The 19647-nt window shown below is 47.6% G+C and carries 14 protein-coding genes; 5 read left to right on the forward strand and 9 right to left on the reverse strand.

Annotation, left to right across the window (positions count from 1 at the left end; translation table 11 throughout):
* Positions 1-51: 51 nt before the first annotated feature.
* Entirely contained in the window at positions 52-2343 is a 2292-nt protein-coding gene (locus tag H5336_RS02170; RefSeq protein ID WP_185230990.1) for an NHL repeat-containing protein, read from the reverse strand.
* Between the two features lie 694 nt (positions 2344-3037).
* Between H5336_RS02170 and H5336_RS02175 the strand changes: the two genes are divergently transcribed.
* The gene (locus H5336_RS02175) at positions 3038-3304 is read left to right on the forward strand and encodes a type II toxin-antitoxin system ParD family antitoxin (RefSeq protein ID WP_185230992.1); all 267 of its coding nucleotides are present in this window, start codon (positions 3038-3040) and stop codon (positions 3302-3304) included.
* Positions 3294-3578: a type II toxin-antitoxin system RelE/ParE family toxin gene (locus H5336_RS02180; protein WP_246439164.1), complete on the forward strand. Its 285-nt coding sequence runs from the start codon at positions 3294-3296 to the stop codon at positions 3576-3578. Before H5336_RS02175 ends, H5336_RS02180 begins: the two co-directional genes overlap by 11 nt.
* 369 nt (positions 3579-3947) lie before the next feature.
* Here H5336_RS02180 and H5336_RS02185 read toward each other — a convergent pair whose 3' ends face one another.
* From H5336_RS02185 to H5336_RS02205, 5 genes are all read right to left on the reverse strand, one after another.
* The gene (locus H5336_RS02185; protein WP_185230996.1) at positions 3948-4877 is read right to left on the reverse strand and encodes a hypothetical protein; all 930 of its coding nucleotides are present in this window, start codon (positions 4875-4877) and stop codon (positions 3948-3950) included.
* Positions 4878-4883: 6 nt separating this feature from the next.
* Positions 4884-6032 carry a hypothetical protein gene (locus tag H5336_RS02190; RefSeq protein ID WP_185230998.1) on the reverse strand — a complete coding sequence of 383 codons (1149 nt, stop codon included), beginning with the start codon at positions 6030-6032 and terminating at the stop codon, positions 4884-4886.
* Positions 6033-8153: 2121 nt separating this feature from the next.
* The gene (locus H5336_RS02195; RefSeq protein ID WP_185231000.1) at positions 8154-9137 is read right to left on the reverse strand and encodes an NAD-dependent epimerase/dehydratase family protein; all 984 of its coding nucleotides are present in this window, start codon (positions 9135-9137) and stop codon (positions 8154-8156) included.
* Positions 9138-9422: 285 nt separating this feature from the next.
* Positions 9423-10079: a PAQR family membrane homeostasis protein TrhA gene (gene trhA / locus H5336_RS02200; protein WP_185231002.1), complete on the reverse strand. Its 657-nt coding sequence runs from the start codon at positions 10077-10079 to the stop codon at positions 9423-9425.
* A gap of 233 nt (positions 10080-10312) precedes the next feature.
* Complete coding sequence (locus tag H5336_RS02205; protein ID WP_185231004.1) at positions 10313-11173, reverse strand: PA4780 family RIO1-like protein kinase; 861 nt, start codon at positions 11171-11173, stop codon at positions 10313-10315.
* Between the two features lie 390 nt (positions 11174-11563).
* On the opposite strand from H5336_RS02205, the gene H5336_RS23315 reads away from it, so the two are divergent.
* Positions 11564-11686: a hypothetical protein gene (locus H5336_RS23315; RefSeq protein ID WP_281385330.1), complete on the forward strand. Its 123-nt coding sequence runs from the start codon at positions 11564-11566 to the stop codon at positions 11684-11686.
* A 230-nt stretch (positions 11687-11916) separates the two neighbouring features.
* Here H5336_RS23315 and H5336_RS02210 read toward each other — a convergent pair whose 3' ends face one another.
* The 3 genes from H5336_RS02210 to H5336_RS22570 form a co-directional block, all read right to left on the reverse strand.
* Positions 11917-12939, reverse strand: coding sequence for a pentapeptide repeat-containing protein (locus H5336_RS02210; protein ID WP_185231006.1), 1023 nt, complete (start codon positions 12937-12939; stop codon positions 11917-11919).
* 572 nt (positions 12940-13511) lie between these two features.
* Complete coding sequence (locus H5336_RS23705; protein WP_185231008.1) at positions 13512-14033, reverse strand: VF530 family DNA-binding protein; 522 nt, start codon at positions 14031-14033, stop codon at positions 13512-13514.
* Positions 14034-14706: 673 nt separating this feature from the next.
* Positions 14707-16377 carry a cellulose binding domain-containing protein gene (locus H5336_RS22570; RefSeq protein WP_221627965.1) on the reverse strand — a complete coding sequence of 557 codons (1671 nt, stop codon included), beginning with the start codon at positions 16375-16377 and terminating at the stop codon, positions 14707-14709.
* 492 nt (positions 16378-16869) lie between these two features.
* Between H5336_RS22570 and H5336_RS22575 the strand changes: the two genes are divergently transcribed.
* Positions 16870-17097: a hypothetical protein gene (locus tag H5336_RS22575; protein WP_221627966.1), complete on the forward strand. Its 228-nt coding sequence runs from the start codon at positions 16870-16872 to the stop codon at positions 17095-17097.
* A 663-nt stretch (positions 17098-17760) separates the two neighbouring features.
* On the forward strand, positions 17761-19434 hold the full coding sequence (locus H5336_RS02235; protein ID WP_185231010.1) for a hypothetical protein: 1674 nt from the start codon (positions 17761-17763) through the stop codon (positions 19432-19434).
* Positions 19435-19647: the final 213 nt, after the last annotated feature.

Below are 19647 nucleotides of genomic sequence, written 5' to 3' on the forward strand. Positions count from 1 at the left end.
TTGTTTTTGTGATGGTGCAGGCTCTCCCTACACCACACATTGTTTTTAATATCATTGCGCAATTGAGTTAGTAACCACTATCCGTTCACCTGTTGTTAGGTCTACCAGAAGAATGCTTGCGTAACCAGAGGAAACCACCTTGCTTTGAGAGCCAACAAAAGCAATATCTTCCTGTTCATCAATTACAATGCCCCAAGGAATTTGCAGACTATTGACATCACTAGCCGGTTTACTGGTACCAGAAAGCGTGGTTAAAACTCCGGTACTTAAGTCCACCGCTATTACCGCTTCTAACTCCTCGTCAGTCAAAATAATACGGTTATCGTTTGTATCCATTTTAATATCAAACGGTGCATTCAACTGATCGCTGTCCACCCATACGGTTCGCGCGCCGGTTGTTAGGTCCACCCACAAAAGCTGTTGCGTTGTGTAATCGGTAAGTAGCGCACGATCGTTTGCTTCATCCAACACCAAACCCATGGGGTTGGTAAAAGGGTTGGCGCCTCCGCTTGGTCGCGACGCATCAGAAATAAGTGAACGTGCCCCTGAATCCATATTTACTGAGTAAAAACGTGCAGCCGCGTCAGCCACATACAGAGCACCATCACTCCCCAGCTCCATGGAGTAAGGGCCGCCAATATCAACATTGGAATCCGGGCTACTATCATCCGTTAATACAGCGAAAGCACCTGTTTCAAGATTCGCATTAAAAATAATGGCGTAGTTTTGCTCTGCAAATAAGAGCGTATTTTGTTCAGGGAGCAGTTTTAACATCGAAAAACTCTGGAATGCTGGATCTTTATCTATAAATATACTTCTTGTGCCAGTCTCAATATCGATAGCCAATATTTGAACTGGTGCTGCACACGCTAAAAATAAACGATCATTCTCTCTATCCCATTCGATACCGGCATACTCATACCTACCAATCGACACATCATTCCCCTCAGGAAAATCAGTCGTCAACGCATCCGCCCTCTGCAATACCGTTAAGGTTACCGGCGTTGACGCTTCGCCCGCAAAATCCGTTGCCGTTACCTGCAAGGTATTCAGTTTTTCACTAGCCAGGCCTACCTGTACCGACCAAGTATCCTGAAAGTCTTCATCGCCGGTAGCGGTAAGGGTTTGGGTATCCACTTCTACCGTGCCGTCATCAGTAGTCACTGTTACGTTTATTTCAGTTACCGGCCCAAAGTCGTCACTGGCGTTGCCGCGCAGGGTAACGAAGGTGCCGTTGCTCATTGTGTTCGCCGTGGGGAATATCACTTCGGCAGTGGGTGGGGTTTGGTCTTCGGCTATTACGGCGAAGGTATCGCTTTGGTTTCCGATGGTGAGCGTGGCGGTGGTGGTATCGTTGTGGATTGTTCCAGCCGTTGCCCGTACTTGAATTTGCTGGCCGTTGGTAACGGTAGATGCCGCACTGCTGTAGTCTTGCACGCCGTCTATTCGGTATTCACCGTTGGTAATGCTGATGCTAGCGGTGGAGTTTATACCCGCTACCGTAATCAACTGGCTTTCCGCAGTGGCACCGGGAGCCGATACGGTGGCAGTGGCACCCAGTTCGAATGCATCGGGGTTGGTGTCTTCGGCAACGGTGGTTACGCTAAAGTTTTCGGTGGTGTCGCCAATGGTTAACGCAACAACAATTTCTGTTGCAAAGGTCGCTGCAGCTGTGCCGGTTACTGTTACGGTTTGGCCGTTTTCAATGGTGCCCGCTTCGCTGGTGGGGCTGCCGCTGCCCAGGGTGTAGGTTCCGTTACTTATGCTGATGGGTACCGCACCGGTTATACCTTCAATGCCAACACTCACGGAGCTTGCCGTAGCCCCCGGAGTAACGTCTGTAACTGTGCCAAGGTCGATAGCGTTAGGGGTAATATCCTGTGCAGCGGTGGTTACGGTGAATTCACCGGTTACGCCGCCAATGGTGAGGCTTACGGTTTGCCCGGTCGCAAATTCAGCAGCAGCCGTTGCACGTACTTTTACGGCCTGGCCATTGCTTATGCTGCCTGCAGCGCTGCTATAAGCACCATTGCCAATGGCGTATTCGCCACCGCTTACCACTACCGAGGCGGCGGCGTTCATTCCACTAATGGTAACCGCTTCACTTTCTACTACTGCACCCAATGCAACATCGCCTTGTGTACTAAAGCTAAAGGCATTTGGCTGGGTATCGGGCACTGGTTCTGTTGTTGGCGTTGTATTCGTACCGCCACCGCCACCGCCGCCACAGGCAGCAAGCCCTATTACCGCCACGCCCAATAAACACTTTGCGGCAATGCGTTTACATACAACCCGATACGACAATATCATGAGGCTACCTTTCCTTGTTTTATACTTATTCATTAAACGCAAAGTCCTTTGCGCACTTATGCTGAAGGGCGGTATTTATAGCATATTCCGCGCTTTTTTAGCGTGTGAGTTGTCGCCAAAACGGTCTTAATTCAATCAAATAATCTCTTCTCGCACACCAGCCAAAACCACCGCAAACTACTGACATAGCGCGATGCGAAAGGCTTACAAACAAATAGGCGATTGACGGGTTGACAAAGTTTTACAGGTTTACGCTTCAGGAATAAAACCGTTTTATCTTAACGATTTGCCCTACCCGTTTCGGTTTCATCCACCAGTGCAAAATAGTCACTTGAACTATGGAATCTCTTGAACCTTACCGCTACGTTTAATTACGGGTGTATATTCTGATGGACAGTAATAGACGTCTTTGTTGACTGCCAGATTAGCTACGCCAGGTACGAACGAAGCCCTGAAAATACCAAACGAAGTTGGATTTTACTGGAACGATGGGGTACACGCCTGCGTTCGGCGTAGCTTGGGAAAGGCGAGCATGCCCAACATGGGTTGTTGCCCGATCTGCTGCACATCACAGGCAGTCACCCATCGATACACCCGAAACGAGCGAAAACGCGCCGTTCTTTACTCTAGCGGTTAAGAATGAGGGCTGGCGGCTCGCAACTGTAAGTGAGGAGGAGTATATTATCCTACTGAGTAGTATATTTATCCGGATGACGAGGTGGTAAGTATGGCCATGGTGAAAAAGAGCATTACAGTAACAGACCAGCAAGATAACTGGATCAAGGCGCAGATCGAAACGGGGCATTACGGCAATGAAAGTGAAGTGCTACGGGAACTGATACGGGAGCGACAGTTGCGAGAGCAGGAGACAAGCCGCGAAATCGAAGTGATCCGTGCCAAGCTGATTAGGGCGGAAGAGAGTGGTTTTACTGAACAAAACCCAACAGAGCTCCTAAAAGAAATTAAAAACGGACTGGGCCGTGATGCGATTTAAACTCAGCAATGAAGCAAAAATGGATCTAGCGCGTATCTACTGGCGCGGAGTGAAAGAGTTCGGGGAGTTTCAGGCCGACCGCTACTATGAAGCCCTGATCCAGCGCTTTGGCGATATTGCCGAAGCGCCCTACAAATACCAAGCAGTCGATCACATCCGCGATCACTACCGGCGTAGTGTTTGTGGCGTAGACAGCATCTACTATCGCGTGAGTGCTGACACTATCGAGGTCATGCGAGTACTTGGCAGGCAGGACACCGCCGAGAGATTATAAAGATAAGCTAATTTGCTTGTGGAGACATTGCACTTCTTCCGCCGCTCGTCACATGGCCTATAAAAAAGAACAAAAGGGTCGCCGTGCATTTGACATACTCCCGTAAGCCCTGCCTATTTACAAACGGGTTACACAGTATCGTCTTTGGCGCGAAGCTTTTAAGACGAATATTTACAGACACGTAATTGTGGAATTACACATATCACATGAAGTGTAATAAAAACTCTGTCAAGTGAGAATGGCATTGTGACCTGTAAACAACGTAATGTTCGCGGGCAACACTTGAAGCACCACCGTAACCTCCAACAGGCAGTCTAACGATAAAGCCGGCTTAGCATAAGGATTACTTTATATAGCCCTTAGTTTGGGCTATTTATTAATTCTAGCTTGATGCCCAGGAGCGTCTGGAGTTGCGGTAATATCGACTTCTTTGGGTTTTTTACGGGCTTTCTCTACCTTGAGCGGCCAAGGTAATTCACCAAAGGTTTCTGTTATCGACATATCTGGGCAGGTGGCCTTTACTTTATCCCACTCGGCTTGTGTTTGAGCTCCAACCTCTAAACGAAGGGAGTCAATAATAGAATCGCACAGCTTAAACAGGGGTTTTGCACGCACCTCATCGCGGTAGATTGAAGTACCGCCAAAATCAAAATTAATCCGAATCATTTTTTGAGGTGCTATGGGAAAATAAACTACTCGATGTAACGAAGGATTGTCTTTGGAGCCATTTCCTATTTCGTGAATATCGCATACCACCGCGTGTATACTGGGGGATATTGGCAGCACACGCCAATGCAAAGGACCTCGATATTTTGGCTTATTACCTTGCCTATCGTAACCGTAGCTAGTATCCAAATAATTAGCGATGGCAGACTCAAATACCTTGGGGTGGAATAAATTTTTATCGGCAAAAGTACCATTTTTATCGGCCTTGACCAGTAAGGCGCTAGCCTTTAAATGTGCCTGATAACCCGTAAACCAAGGTCCTACAAAATACCAAGTGTTCGAATAAAAACGATAGTAATCCCATTCGCTTGGTGGCGCATCTGAGCCACTATTGTAAACCCGCTGCCACGGCGATTTTAATATATTGGCAGAGCCTGGCAACACCGCATCTACTGAGCTACTTCTACCAGAAAAACCAAAAACAGGGTTAGCCAATGGCGCACCAAAATATAAGAGGCTATCCTGTAAGAACCACTTATTCTTTCTCAACGCCGAAAAATACGGCCCTCGAACTTCTGCTGGCTTATGGTCATCGTGCCATTCAAACGGAAAGAACTTCAGCCATTCAAACATCTGGGTTCAACCTCGTTTCATACGTTTTTTTACAGCATTAACGGCAAAATGAATAGCGCCGATGGCTCCGGTAACGGAGCCAACGGTCGTGACCACGGGCGAGCTGACCAGCAAGCCCGCACCGGTCGCAAGTGCACCTGCGGCGCCTATCGCAGCCATGGAACCATTAGACAAATCCTTTGCGTAGTCTTGCCCCGTGTAAGGGTCACTTTTATCCCGCGCTCGCGCGGCGTTGGTCATCAAACTGCTAACACTGGCCCTTATATTACCGTTGCCTTTAGCCAAGTTTTTATCGGCTATCATGCCAAGCTTGGTAGCCGATGCTAAAGTGGGATTCGGGTTGGTGGTGGGCTGATACATTTTAATGATATGTTTTTGTTCTTTAAACGAAATATTTTTATTGGCCAAGGTTTGTAACGCCTGCGTTAGCACCACAGAACCGCCCAACTCAGACGCCCACACGACCCCTTTCTGCTGTTTAGACTGCTCCATAGCGTCTGCCAGTAGGCCCGCAAAGGCATAAGCTTCCTTTAACACTATGGGGTTATAATTACGCCAGCCCCCTAACTTACTACCAACGGGCGAATAAAATAAGTCGAAATCACATTTTAGTGCGGCGTCGCTGCTAAACATAGCTTCCAGCTTAGTTGCCGCAATTTCGGCGGCACGCGCCGGTACATTGTGCTTAGTATCTGCCACCACCACATTTCTATGGTTTTCTGGGGTAATACGCCCATTTTTCTTATAATCAACCTTCACCCCTTCTGCCCCTTCGCTGACCCGATAAACACCAGGCTTTCTACCGCTCCCACGCTCAATACTGTCGTAACCCTCACTTAACTGCAGCTCAGTCACCACCAAATTATCATTAGGCCGCCGCTCTACCGTGGCCATAATACCGGGTACAAACACAACCACTTGCTGGAAGGTGTTGGCTTTAAAGTCGTTAATGTTTGGGATAAACACATTGCGCTTGCCGTTTAACCCCGTAGATAAAGCATTTAAGTGCTTTATCGCTAGCATGGGGTAGTAATAGCCTTGACGCGCGGCGCGCTTCAATATTATACCTTTATCTTTAATTGCTGGCGCAAAGCTCACTTCTTTGCCTTGATTGGGAGTGGAAATAAGTAAGTCTTTGTCTTTAGGAGGGATCATGGCCGGGGTCCTTTCGTCCTTTTTATATCCAGGCACTCAGGGTAGCGCCTATCTCTTATTTTTAAGCCGTAAGCCGATATTGATTAGCAGGCTTATGTTCGTATTATTAATCTGCCCTTTTTCTATGCAGTCTAGCATTCTACTCATCTTGGGTAAACGGGATCAAAACTTCATCCGCAACGGTTGACTATTTTCATATACACACAGCTTGCCCAACACACTCCATTTGCAGTACGCCCACTTAGCTAAAACTTGTGAAGCTTGTAGGCAACCCAACAGAACCCAAATTTCAATTTACAGGCTAACGGGAAACCTTTTCATTCCTATTACCTACGTACACACTCGACCGCAAGGCAAACACCACACCTGCAGCCACCGAAAAAATGTGAACTGCCTCAACTTCCTTAAAACATCAATACAAAACTTATCACCAAAACTAACGACGACAAAAAAGTTGATCTACATGGATTAAGGCACCCTTCTTCGTCAAGACCAAGAGCGAGAGCCTGGCCTTGCTGTGACACCCAATCTTTCGGCACACACAAAATGACTTCCAAAAATAAATGAGACACTCACTAATAGCTAATAGGGTCACCGCTATCCCATTGAGTGCAGACTCATATTTCGGTTATACCTTCAAATACGCCCTACTGCCCGAGACACATTAAAACCCTCACGCACCCTCGATTTAATCGCTCTCGTGAAAGCGAGAATCTAGGGTTTGGGGTGCACCCATAAAAGATACCCGCGTTCGCGGGCATGACGGGGCCCTAGTGAAGAAATCTGCGGTGAAAAAAATATATGGGACACTCACTAATAGCTAATAGGGTCACCGCTATCCCATTGAGTGCAGAATCATATTTCGGTTATACCTTCAAATACGCCCCACTGCCCGAGACACATTAAAACCCTCACGCACCCTCGATTTAATCACTCTCGTGAAAGCGGGAATCTAGGATTTGGAGTGCACCCATAAAAGATACCCGCGTTCGCGGGTATGACGGGGCCGTAGTGAAGAAATCTGCGGTGTAAAAAAACATATGGGACACTTAAAAAAATATATGGGACACTCACTAATAGCTTCACCGCTATCCCATTGAGTGCAGACTCATATTTAGGTTATACCTTCAAATACGCCCTACTGCCCGAGACACATTAAAACCCTCACGCACCCTCGATTTAATCGCTCTCGTGAAAGCGGGAATCTAGGGTTTGGGGTGCACCCATAAAAGATACCCGCGTTCGCGGGCATGACGGGGCCGTAGTGAAGAAATCTGCGGTGTAAAAAATATATGAGACACTCACTAATAGCTAATAGGGTCACCGCTATCCCATTGAGTGCAGAATCATATTTCGGTTATACCTTCAAATACGCCCTACTGCCCGAGACACATTAAAACCCTCACGCACCCTCGATTTAATCGCTCTCGTGAAAGCGAGAATCTAGGATTTGGAGTGCACCCATAAAAGATACCCGCGTTCGCGGGCATGACGGGGCCGTAGTGAAGAAATCTGCGGTGTAAAAAATATATGTGACACTCACTAATAGCTAATAGGGTCACCGCTATCCCATTGAGTGCAGAATCATATTTCGGTTATACCTTCAAATACGCCCTACTGCCCGAGACACATTAAAACCCTCACGCACCCTCGATTTAATCGCTCTCGTGAAAGCGAGAATCTAGGGTTTGGGGTGCACCCATAAAAGATACCCGCGTTCGCGGGCATGACGGGGCCGTAGTGAAGAAATCTGCGGTGTAAAAAAATATATGGGACACTCACTAATAGCTAATAGCTTCACCGCTATCCCATTGAGTGCAGACTCATATTTAGGTTATACCTTCAAATACGCCCTAATGCCCGAGACACATTAAAACCCTCACGCACCCTCGATTTAATCGCTCTCGTGAAAGCGGGAATCTAGGATTTGGAGTGCACCCATAAAAGATACCCGCGTTCGCGGGCATGACGGGGCCGTAGTGAAGAAATCTGCGGTGTAAAAGTGGGGGGGTCGGCAATGGCTAAGAATTATAACCTTTCCACAAACAGCAATACCGCGAACCCAAACATATGTCGAATTTCGAGCCTACGTTAAAGAATACCGCTACAAGCCTAATCCCATCAACGACCCTCTAACAAAATAAGCCTGTCTATAAAGGCGTCTGTCTCGGGGCTAATAACCTGCCGCCTAGGGTCAGCTTCAAACCACTCTAAAGTTCGCGCTATTCCTTCGGCGTAATTAATTTTCGCTTTAAACTCTGGTACAAGCGATTTTATTTTGGTGTTGTCGAAAATAGCCGAAACCGATTTATCGCCCAGTAAGGTGCCAGTGTATTCAGTATTTAGGGCGCAAATTTTGTCGGACGTTACGTGTACTATCTCTGCTTCGCAACCGGCCGCACGAGCGGTTTGCTGATAAATTTCATTCCAGCTTAAGAAAAAATCGGAGGTGATATGAAAGTCTTCACCAATCGCTTTTTTGTTACCTAGCAACCCACAAAAACCCACAGCAAAATCTTCTGCGTGCGTTAGTGTCCATAATGAATGTCCATCGCCCTGAACTACAACAGGTTTTCCAGCCTTCATGCGTGCCACAGCTGTATATTCATCCCAACCACCAATGGTGAGTGGAATTACGCGTGAATAGGTATGACTTGGGCGCACAACGGTTATTGGGAAACCCTCCGATTTAAAAGCAGCATTAAAAATATGTTCTGCTGCCATTTTATTACGAGAATAATCCCAGTGACGGTTTTCCAAAGGCGTATTTTCTGTAATGATGGCCGTTGGCCCAGGGTTTTGATAGCAAGATGCCGAACTGATAAAACTATACTGAGCCGTTCTACCCCGAAACAATTCAATATCTCTTTGAGCTTCTTCGGGTGTGAAGACAACCCAGTTAACGACTACATCCCAATGATGTTTCGCCAGCGTTTGCTCTGCACTACCCAGCGAAGCAATATCACCTTGAATAAATTTCGCACCCGGCAATTCCGAACACGCGCCACTACGATTCAGCAGCCAAAGCTCTTCACCTTTTTCCAGCAACCGCTTACTCACACTTAGGCTTATATTGCCGGTACCGCCAATAAATAGAATTTTCATGTGTACATTCCGAGATGGTGAATATTGGGCATTTTTTTATTTGGGAGAATTAAAGGCCGCCGCTAGTATTTTTTTGCCTTTACGCAGCGAAAGGCTGACCGTGCTGGCAAGCAGATTGGCGCCGCAAGCGCTTACCTAGCCAATCGCTTTAGAGCATTACGCGCTGTTCATGCACAGTTTTACTGTTTTTCGCTAAGGTTGCCAGCCTGCCGGTATAATTTACCTTGCACATAAGCCGCCCATAAAGCTAGAAACCATAAGCCATACGTAGAAGCGCCCGTTACGCTAAGCGGCATACCCATGCACGGCGATAAAATGAAAGCACGAACCCGCGATAACAAAGAGGTGCCACACAAAATGGGCGTAAGGAATTCGACGGTCTAGGAGAAAAAACACAACACCTATGGTATAGGCCAAGCCTCCAGCCAATAACCACAGTAACCCAGGAAGCGGTACGGCCGTTAGCATAGGCTGAATTGCTACGATCACAATCCAGCCCATAACAAGATACAAAGAGGTCGACAGGCCTTGGTATTGCGTACCGAGAATGCTTTTTACAAGAACCCCAAATATGGCAAGGCCCCACACCACGCCAAATAAACTCCAACCCCAGGAGCCCGCCAGTACACCAAAAGTGAATGGCGTATAGGTACCGGCAATAAATAAAAATATGGCGCAATGGTCAAGGACAACAAACGCCCGCTTTGCCTTGCCCGCCGGTAGCGCGTGATAAATTGTGGATACCAGGTAAAGAAATAGCATGGTTGAGCCAAAAACAGCCGCACCAATGACCGTCAAAACCCCACCATCACGAACGGCACCGGTAATGAGAATAGGAATAGCCACGATGGACGCTAACAACGCCATTCCGTGGGAGATTGCGTTTGCCCGCTCCTCACCGAGAGATTGAGTTCGTACCGAGGAATCGGCGCTAAAAGTCATGGTCGAACCCTGCGCGGCCTAGCACCGCGATAATATGTGGGTCACTGTTACGCCCCAAAATGTGGGTCGCCTTGTTCTACGAAAAGCCTTGTGCCGCGAGTATATTGGGGCCGGAACCACTCCCGATGATGGGCGAGTTCAACACCCAATTGCGCTGCCGTACTTCAAGGAAACGAAAACGGCCTTGGATGTGTCCGCTCCTATTGTCCTCTCATTTCATTTCAATAAAGGACCTAAAATTCTCCATCGCGCGCGGCTTGCTCTCGCTCTTTACGCTCCTCTTCTTCCTCCTTGGCAAACTCAATAATGCTCAGCATAGTGGCAATGTCGGCATCCGTATCAGCTTCGGCAAATTCGCCGGTAAGCTTGCTGTTTGGGTGCAAATTCCCGTGCTCGTACAGCTCCCAAATCTCTTCCGCATAGTGGGTTACCCGTAAATTAGGGTCGTAACGTCCAAAATAATCCGTCATGTTGTTAACATCACGTGCCAGCATCATTTGAGCGTTATTGTTCCCCGCCGCATTCACCGCTTGTGGCAGGTCAATAACCACCGGGCCTTCTGCGTCTACCAATACGTTAAATTCGGATAAATCGCCGTGCACTAGACCAGCACACAACATACGAACAATCTCCATCATCATTCGGCTGTGATAATCGCGGGCTTGTTCTGGAGTAAACTCGACTTCGTCTAAACGCGGCGCCGGGTCACCACTTTCGTCACACACTAAATCCATTAGCAGTACACCGTCCACAAAGCCGTGGGGGCTGGGCACACGCACGCCAGCGGCTGCTAGCCGGTATAGGGCGTCCACTTCAGCACTTAGCCACGCTTCTTCATGCTGCTTTTGCCCAAAGCGCGTACCCTTAGCCATGGCGCGGGCACGACGGGAATTACGCACGCTGCGACCTTCCTGGTATTGTGCTGCCTGCTTAAAACTGCGCTTATTGGCTTCTTTATAAACCTTCGCACAACGAATATTGCCTGCACAGCGCACGACAAATACTTGCGCTTCTTTGCCGCTCATTAGCTGATACAGCACTTCATCAATCAGACCATCTTCCATTAATGGCTGAAGCCGTTTTGGTGTTTTCATTGTTCCCCTAACGTTACGAAACCTCTGAACAAGTCGATTCGCCTAAAATTTACCTGTTAGGCGTGCGATAGGGCCAAGCTGGGTGCCGGCCGTAACCATGCACCCACCGCCGGTGCTTTTGGCGACACAGCGGGGGAAAACTCCCAAGCCCCTTACGGGCAAGGCCTACAGCGCACATCTACTGCGTAATGCAGGTGGCGCAGAGGCATCCAAGACTTACTCTGAGGGTCCTTAGATTTAGATCTTCGGTAATACAGTAGATTTTGCCATACAAACCGCTCAACCTCATCCCCTTGCGCGGCTTATTCTTGCCATACCCTAAAAGTAAACGCTATTGTTAGCGCGCTTTTTCCGCCCGCACGGTATCTGTTAAAGGCATAAAGACCCCGTATGGCCAAAGTTGAGCACAAACAAAAAGCGCTCACCCTCTTTAGTGGGCAGCATTCCCGTAGCGAACGCGGCTGGGTGCCACCGCCTAGAAACTACAGCTCAGAATCTAAAGACGAAGAATAACCACCCCAAACATACACCTTAGAGCCGCTTAATAGCGCTTTTATGCTCAAACATCAGGCGCCTATATGCACACCACAGGGGTTATACAATTCGATATTAATTGCTGGGGAGTTTAATTGCTGGGGAGTTTCACTCGCCGCCCTTTGGTCTTCGGTGGGCTCCGAGCAATGCCTTTACGGCTAACAATCAAGCGCTAGGCGCTTGATACTTATCGCGCTCAATAAGCACGGCTATTCTCTCCCTGTAAAGCTGCTCCATGGCGGGTAGCTTTGCTTCCAGTTCCTGCAGCAAGTTTTCTGGCAGGCCTCAACATGCTCCACTTTTGTTTGATCCATTAAATTCGGGAACAATGCATAGGGGTGCTTACCAAAAGCCAGTAGTGGGCGCTTAATACTGCTAAATATTTCGGTAAGTTCGGCAGGCACACTAGGCCCCGCGAGATCCGCCAACACAAATTTGGAAAGCCCTGCCATAGTAACAATAGTTTCATTAGTGCTTAAAGAATCTGGCCGTGTAAAGTCGAAAATCATTGGCATATAGCCGCGTTCTTGCAGCCATTGGCGAAGCTTATATAGGCGCTCCAAACCACCATCGCGAAACTGCCCCAACAACAGCACCCCGCGATGATTAAGCACATTAATGGTATCACGCATTTTTTTATGGTTGCTCAGGTAGTAAACAAACTGGGCAAGTTCAATATCGTCCACCATCAAGGGCAATTCGCCGCGAGCAATAAAGTCTGAATAAAGTTCGTAGCTTTTTTCAATAATCAGTTTGGACTGTTTACTATCGTCACTAAGGGAAATATCCCAAGCCGAAATACCGTACACCACCGTTTCGGTAATTTCTTTCACATCAAACTGTGCTTCTACTAGGTTAACTCTATTGAGGTTACAGTTTATAAACGTGGCCCCACTAAAGCAGGCCTGGGTAAAAATTGTTTTATTAAAGCGAGTATTTTTAAACGTGCAGTTGCTGAAATCGGCGCGGGAAAAATCTCCTTCCTCTATCTCGGCATCGATAAACCTACTACCCGACAAATTTAAACCCTCGGCAAAAGCCGAATGGATGCGCGTGCCGTAAAAATGCATGCCACGCATATCCAACTTGTTACTACCCTTTATTTGCTCGCCACCGGGCAGTTTACTGTCGAACCATTGCGGCCGGTTAAAGTCGGCCACTTTTTTGTCCATGGCCTTATTCCACACTTTACTGCCCTGCAGTACGAGTTTATTCGGGTCAAATTTGTCCATGGGGGCTTCCTGCACGTGTTGGAGTATTGATCAATCTTAACGCTAATTTACAGGCAACACAAAAACCCTGCATGCCCCCCAAGCCTTCTATATCTGTAGTCTCCACAGCCTGTTACCAGGTTACCTTGGGGTGTTAGGCGCGCCTTCTACGCGGTTTAGACTCTTTAACTCATCGTGATCACGAACCTGAACATCTACACACTAAACAATGCAGGGATGGCCGTATTTTTTCTTAGGTGAAGGGCGAAGTACCGAATAAAAAGCCATGGTAGGCGGTAAAAGCTAAAGTGGGCCTTTAACGGCTGAAGCTTGAGCATCAAACACGTCTACTGAAAACGCAGGCGGATAAGCACCCTAAGCGAACCCGTTACACGTAAGCTAACTAGACTTATACACACAGAAGGATATGACCACGCTTGGATAAAACGGCCTATTGATACTCAAAAAATAGATAGCTCTCTGCCCATCAGCTCGCAGAGCCTTAAGGCCTAAGGTATTTATTTTAAGCGGTAGGTTTAGGCTAAACCAAGCAGCTTAATTCCCTTTCTTCGCTTTTAGTGCGTAGTAGGGGCTTAGCCTTTCCAGTTTCCCCAGGGGTTTGGTGGTGTAGAATCACCACCGCTCTCCGGCGCTGAAGGTTTAGCCGTTTTCCGATACGGGCTCGTACTCCGGCCCTCGTTATTGGCTCTGCCGCGCTCCGAATGCGCTCTATCCCCACGCCCAAATTCCTTCGCCTTGCGACCCCGTTTTTCACGTAATCGGGCGGCATCTTCTAGGCTTAGCTCTGCTGGCTCTCCCGGAAACTGGTCTTCGGGAATAATGCGGTCACGCGGAGGCAGTTCGAATTGTTCAGCACTGGCACGAGGCAGGCTTTTAAGTTGGTACAAGTAAAATGCTTCTACCTTTTCCCGCGCCCAATCGGTTTTCTTAAGAAATTTAACGCTCGAATCAATGCTGGGCCTTTCCTTGAAGCACTTAATGTTCAGGTAGGCAAATAGAATTTCGTAGCCGTAGTGATCGACCAGCTCTTCTAATAGCTCCTTTAGACCTAAACCATGTAACGGGTTATGTTTGTAGTTAATTTCGCTATTCATGGTAAATTCCGGTACTTTTCAGAGGCCGGAGATTATACACCTTTTCGGCTCTAGTAGCCGCCCCAGCATGCTCAAGTGCCCTGCATACACCGCTCATATACACCGCGATAGTGCCCATGCCACTACTTGATGGAGAGTTAGATTCGCCTGCCTATACACAGCGGTAAACTGACTTAGAGCCCTAAGGCCGGACATTACCCCGCTCTAAAAAATCAGCCCAATAAATAGGCCCATATAAAGGGCGCGCAAGACAAAATTCACAGCATACTGGTGGCCTAGCAAACCTTATTGCAGTAATGGCCTGCCTGGAAAGATTGCAGCGATGGCTTGCTTGGAAAGGCCACTAACCTTCCGCTGCGCAGCCCGCCTTACACTAAGGCTTGCGAGATCGCGTAGAGGCTAAAATCAATGAATAGAGGTGCCCTTAACGGGGAGAGTGATTTTTTACAGCGCTAACCATTACTGATAGTGCCTATTCCAGTAGCATCATCCAACGTTGGGCACAAAATTCAAGTCATACCCGCGAACGCAGGCATCTGTATTTATCTGCACCCCAAAGCCCCCAGGAGCGTGAAGAGGAGCGTACCAAAAATTTAAATTTAGCACGCCTCAGCGGCAACAAAGGCACCCCGGAAAACCACGGGGTGCCTTGATTTCGCCGAGAGAATCGAAATTATCGATTGACGCAGAACCCAATGGATGGATTGTAAGAACCAGGAGGAACGCTGTTATTCCAACCGGCCCCGGCCAAAGACACTGTCGAACCGCTCTGACTATACTCACCGTTCCATAGGTTGCTGACTGTACCATCAACGGTAAATTCAACCGACCAGCCATTAACCGTGGTGTTTCCCGAATTGTTTAACAACACGTTGCCGCAATAACCGCCACCCCAATCGTTCGTCGTTTCAATTTGTGCGGTTACACTTCCCCCACCGGAGGAACTCGAACTGCTTGAGGAACTAGAGCTACTAGATGAACTGGAACTACTGGAGCTGCTCGATGAACTGGAACTGCTGGAGCTGCTCGATGAACTGGAACTACTGGAGCTGCTCGATGAACTGGAACTACTGGACGAACTAGAGCTAGAAGAACTACTGCTCGACCCACCATCACAGCCGGCTGCCGATGGGTTGCTTCCACTCACTTCGAGGTAATCAATATTGGCCAAACCTGAACTTTGGTTTGCCTGCAAGCGAATACGGTGGCTACCACTACTCAAATAAACACTGGTTGAAGCCGTCGCCCAACTGGCCCAACTGCCGGTGCCAGGGAAATCGGCATTCGCATTCATGCTGCCATCAACACTCAGCTCGCCGGTACGATTTGTGCTGGAACCATTGGCAAATCGCCATAAAAAATTGTAGTAACCGTCTTCGGGTACACTTACCTGCCACTCAATTCCATTGCCGTTGGCATTGTCGGTATTCGCAAAACCAGAACCGGTGAAACCACTGTTATTGCTATCCACCGATCCATCAACATTACAAAAACCCGTTTGGTTTTCTTGAATAATGACCCCGCCACTACTACTGCTAGAAGATGAACTTGAACTCGAAGAGCTACTAGATGATGAACTAGAGGAGCTACTTGAAGAACTACTTGAAGAGCTGGAGCTACCGCCGATATTGACATTGTAGCTATTCATACTGAAATCCAACCCGCCAGCCGATTGACTGATTTCAAAACCCAATTGAATTTCGTGCAGGTTAGTGGTTTGGCTGAAGTAGCCGTTATCGGCTAACCACTTGGAAATTTCTGTTATGTTTACAGTACCTGAATTAGTGTGGCTAGTTCTCAAGAACGAATAAACTGTAGCGGAGCCGTTAGTACCCTCGAATAAATTCCAGGTGTGGCCGCCAACATTGACATTAGTTACCACCGGGCATGCCGTACTTGGGTAACCACCACCACAACCGTAATTGTACGAAATGGGGCCCATCTCACCGTTCCAGTTCACCCACAGCATAATTTCGTAGGCGTAGTTGTCGTACCAAATATCATACGCCGTATTGTAAGAGCCACCTGAAGGACGACTAACGTTAAAACTAGAGGTGATAGTAGGCATGCTATTGACGTTATAGTTAACATCGAAGTCAACATTTGGGTAAGACTTAATACCACCTGTATTCGGGTGATCTGCCGTCACACCCCAGTCGCCCTCATTGTTCGCCCAAATACATTGTGAGCCACCACCACCGCCCCACATATTGTTATATATCGTGAATCCATTTACATTCCAGTTACCCCACTGGTCGCAGGACTGCCAGGTCTGTGCATTGGCGACGCTTGCAACCACAAAAAAAAGCCCCGCTACCAGAGCCAGTCTATTTATTTTAAGCATGTGAAATCCTCTTTTTGATAAAAGAGCTGAGCAGATACGACTATTGATCAGACAAAATTATTATTAGATTTAGGACAGAAGTGGAAGAATTGTTTTGGCGCATACACTAGGTTGCATTTCCGACAATACATTCCTCAACATCGACCACTACCTAAGGAAAATAACACAGTTCAAATGACGTTAATCTAACAAATCGCCCATTTAGTAGAAATATTTGAGAGTTTATTCCAAAAAAAAACAGCACATAGTCCCCTTTAATCAGGAAAAGCTATTTACGGTCCTTTTGCCGCCCTGAACCATTGAAATAGCAGGCTTTTCAATGCTCACTCATCATTACTCCGACATTCAAGCCTGTGCTTATTGAAACAAGTGAGATGAAGTGAATTAAGCACCCACACTAACACTTCCAGGAACATTAAAAAGCACGCCAATTTTGAACTTTTACGCCGCTCGCCACATTAATTAACAACACACATTAATTAACGAAAAACATTGATAAAGGGTAAACAGACGCCCAGCCTAGCATCAAAACGGCGTAACCTTGCCTACTTAGCAAGAGCACAGGAGAACTTCGGTACCTTAATAGAGCTAACCCAAGCTTGCTTTAAATTTTTCGCTGGTAAAATCTTAAAAAAGAATCAATACCCTGTTCTTTTATATGGCGTTGATTTTCAATTAGGTTTTGACCGTATTTTTCCCATCGCTTGGAAAACTGATTGAATTTGTAGCAGGGAAATGATGTGCATTCAAAACAGAAATTTAAATGTTTTTTACCTATGCAGCACTCATAGATACCTTTGCACTTTCTGCACTGCAATTCAGCGCCGACGCAGCCGTTCGCCCTTCCGTACCTAGGGCAGCCCCCACAATAAATGCCGCATGGAGGGATAAGCCCCTCGTACATTTTCATCGATCAAGCTCCTGTGCTGGTAAAAACCCATGCTTATCTCATTATGGCATACAGCCCTATAGACACAAGAGCAACCGCCTCCTAGCCCTTACATGCCCAATAGTTTGACACCACCTCAACACTCTCGCTTCACTGAAAGTGAATAGCACACCGGTATAACCGTACGTGCAAACCACCCTACAACAAGGGCTTTAGTCTGTCCGATCAACCACACCTGATTCGGATATAGCGCGTACAGGTTAAGTCAGTACCGCCCGAAGATGGGGGAAGGGCTACGGATATGAATATTGAAGCAACGGTAACAACGAACTTTTCAATACAATTTGGCGCCTATATAATCGGGTTTTGTATTAATCGGATGGGGGTTAAACGCGTGGTTAGCCTCCGGTGAAAGGGTTACTAAAACTTCGGTATTAGATCGGTGCAAAAGTGTATTCAGATATTAGTACGAAATAAAGGTTGCAGAGATAAAAATGAAAATTAGAACATTAGGTTTATGCGCAGGATTATTGTCCGCACTGTTGATCACCGGTTGTGGTGGAGGGGGAGGTAACGGCGGCACTAGCGGTGGGGTGACCCCCGGCGGTTCCGGCGGCAACTCGAACTTTAGCTTGGCTTTTTCTCCTGCTGCGCTCGACATTGAGCGAGAAGTTGTGTCTGCATACACCGAGGAAGTCATGGTCGATATTGCGTATGTGGGTGATATACCGAGCCGCTCTGTGTTCGTAATTGTGCAGCACGACACCAGTTTTTCAGCAGTAGACCCATATGTAGGCGAGACCGAGGCGCAACTGTTTCTAACCTTGGCCGACTCTCTGTCCGTTGGGGAGCATAGCGGTGTAATAACGGTCGATGTCTGCTACGACCAGAATTGTAGCGAAATGGCCGCTCCGCGGGCGACACTGCCTTACACCATCAACGTTGTGCGTTCACAGCCAGCATTTTTCATGAAGCGTGCGCAAGAGGCCTCTTACGAACCTGTGAATGAAATAAAAATTCGAGAGATATTAGGTGCCGACCCTGCCCCCATATACATTAAAGTCGAACCGCCCTCGCAGTTTCCAACAATGACACTACCGCAGGATTTAGTCGATCGATATTCGATTGAATTCTTGAGCGACTACGAATTTGTTCTTCACCCTACCTTCCAGCATATCGATACCTACCAACACTATAATATTGACTTCAGTAACGATACCGAGGTTCATGCCACCCGTATTTCCGTGAACATTAGCCGAGACTACCAGAGCATCAAGAACGGTTTTGCCTTTACGCAAAAACTGATTCCACTATCACTTGGCCACTCCAACTACAGTTTTTACGCAACAAATTACTATAAAATATCGCAGGAAGGAAATGACATAAATGTTAACGTGGAATACTCCCAAGGCGACGGATGGTTAAAACCACTCGTCTATGACACTAGCGAAATACAGGTAGAGATAAACCCGCTAAATGTGCCCACAGGTTTTTCCCATGCGCGGGTTACCGCAACGAGCGCAACAGAAGGAGCCATCAGTTTCGATGTTTACTACCTTCCAACCAACACAACATGGCAACTCTATGGGTATGCTAATGCCCTCTATGCCAGCACAACGGTTGAGCAGATGAGTGATATAGGGTTTATACAGGGCACCTTAGATACGCCTGTGCTGGTAGAATCGTTGACACCGTGGTTAGTGAACATTAATAAATCTATCAGTGATTTGGGTGATCAGTGGTTCAGCTTTGGTGTCGACATCGACAAATTTAATGAGGCCCCCGTTGATGTAACTCACAGCCAAGAAACGGCCTACGTAAAAGTGTACGCTGAGGAAGATTCCAACCAAGTAGACATTATTGAAATAGCTTTAGATATTTCCATCGCCTGCGTGTATCGCATAGAGCCGTCGGTGGTGAGTGCCGGGCAGCCCTTTGAGTTGGTGGCATACGAAGCAGCTTTTAGTGCTAGCCCCACGAACCTCTACGTGAAGGGCGCTGATGAGACCGGGCTGGGACACCTGTACGAGCTGAACGATATAGTAAGCAACGATGTCGACCATTCCAACACCTTTACCATGCCTGCGCTAGACACCGGTAGCTACCACTTAAATTTTGCAGGCTTGTTTGGCCCACAGTGCAATGACATAACCCTAACCGTTGAATAACACGCTAGCCACACACAGCGTAACGGTTTTTGGTGAAGACATGCAGCGTGCAAAACGCTGCATGTAGAGAGGGTGATCGAGGGGTGTATGGGGCTAGAGGGAGGTATGCCTGAGCCAAAACGGCGGGTCACGTTGACGTCGTTCGGCGGTGCCAGCAATTGATTAGTGCTCACACGCCTCTGTTCTAGCTTGGTAGGTTTCCCGTTATTTACT

The sequence above is a fragment of the Teredinibacter franksiae genome (genome assembly GCF_014218805.1).
Lineage (GTDB): Bacteria > Pseudomonadota > Gammaproteobacteria > Pseudomonadales > Cellvibrionaceae > Teredinibacter > Teredinibacter franksiae.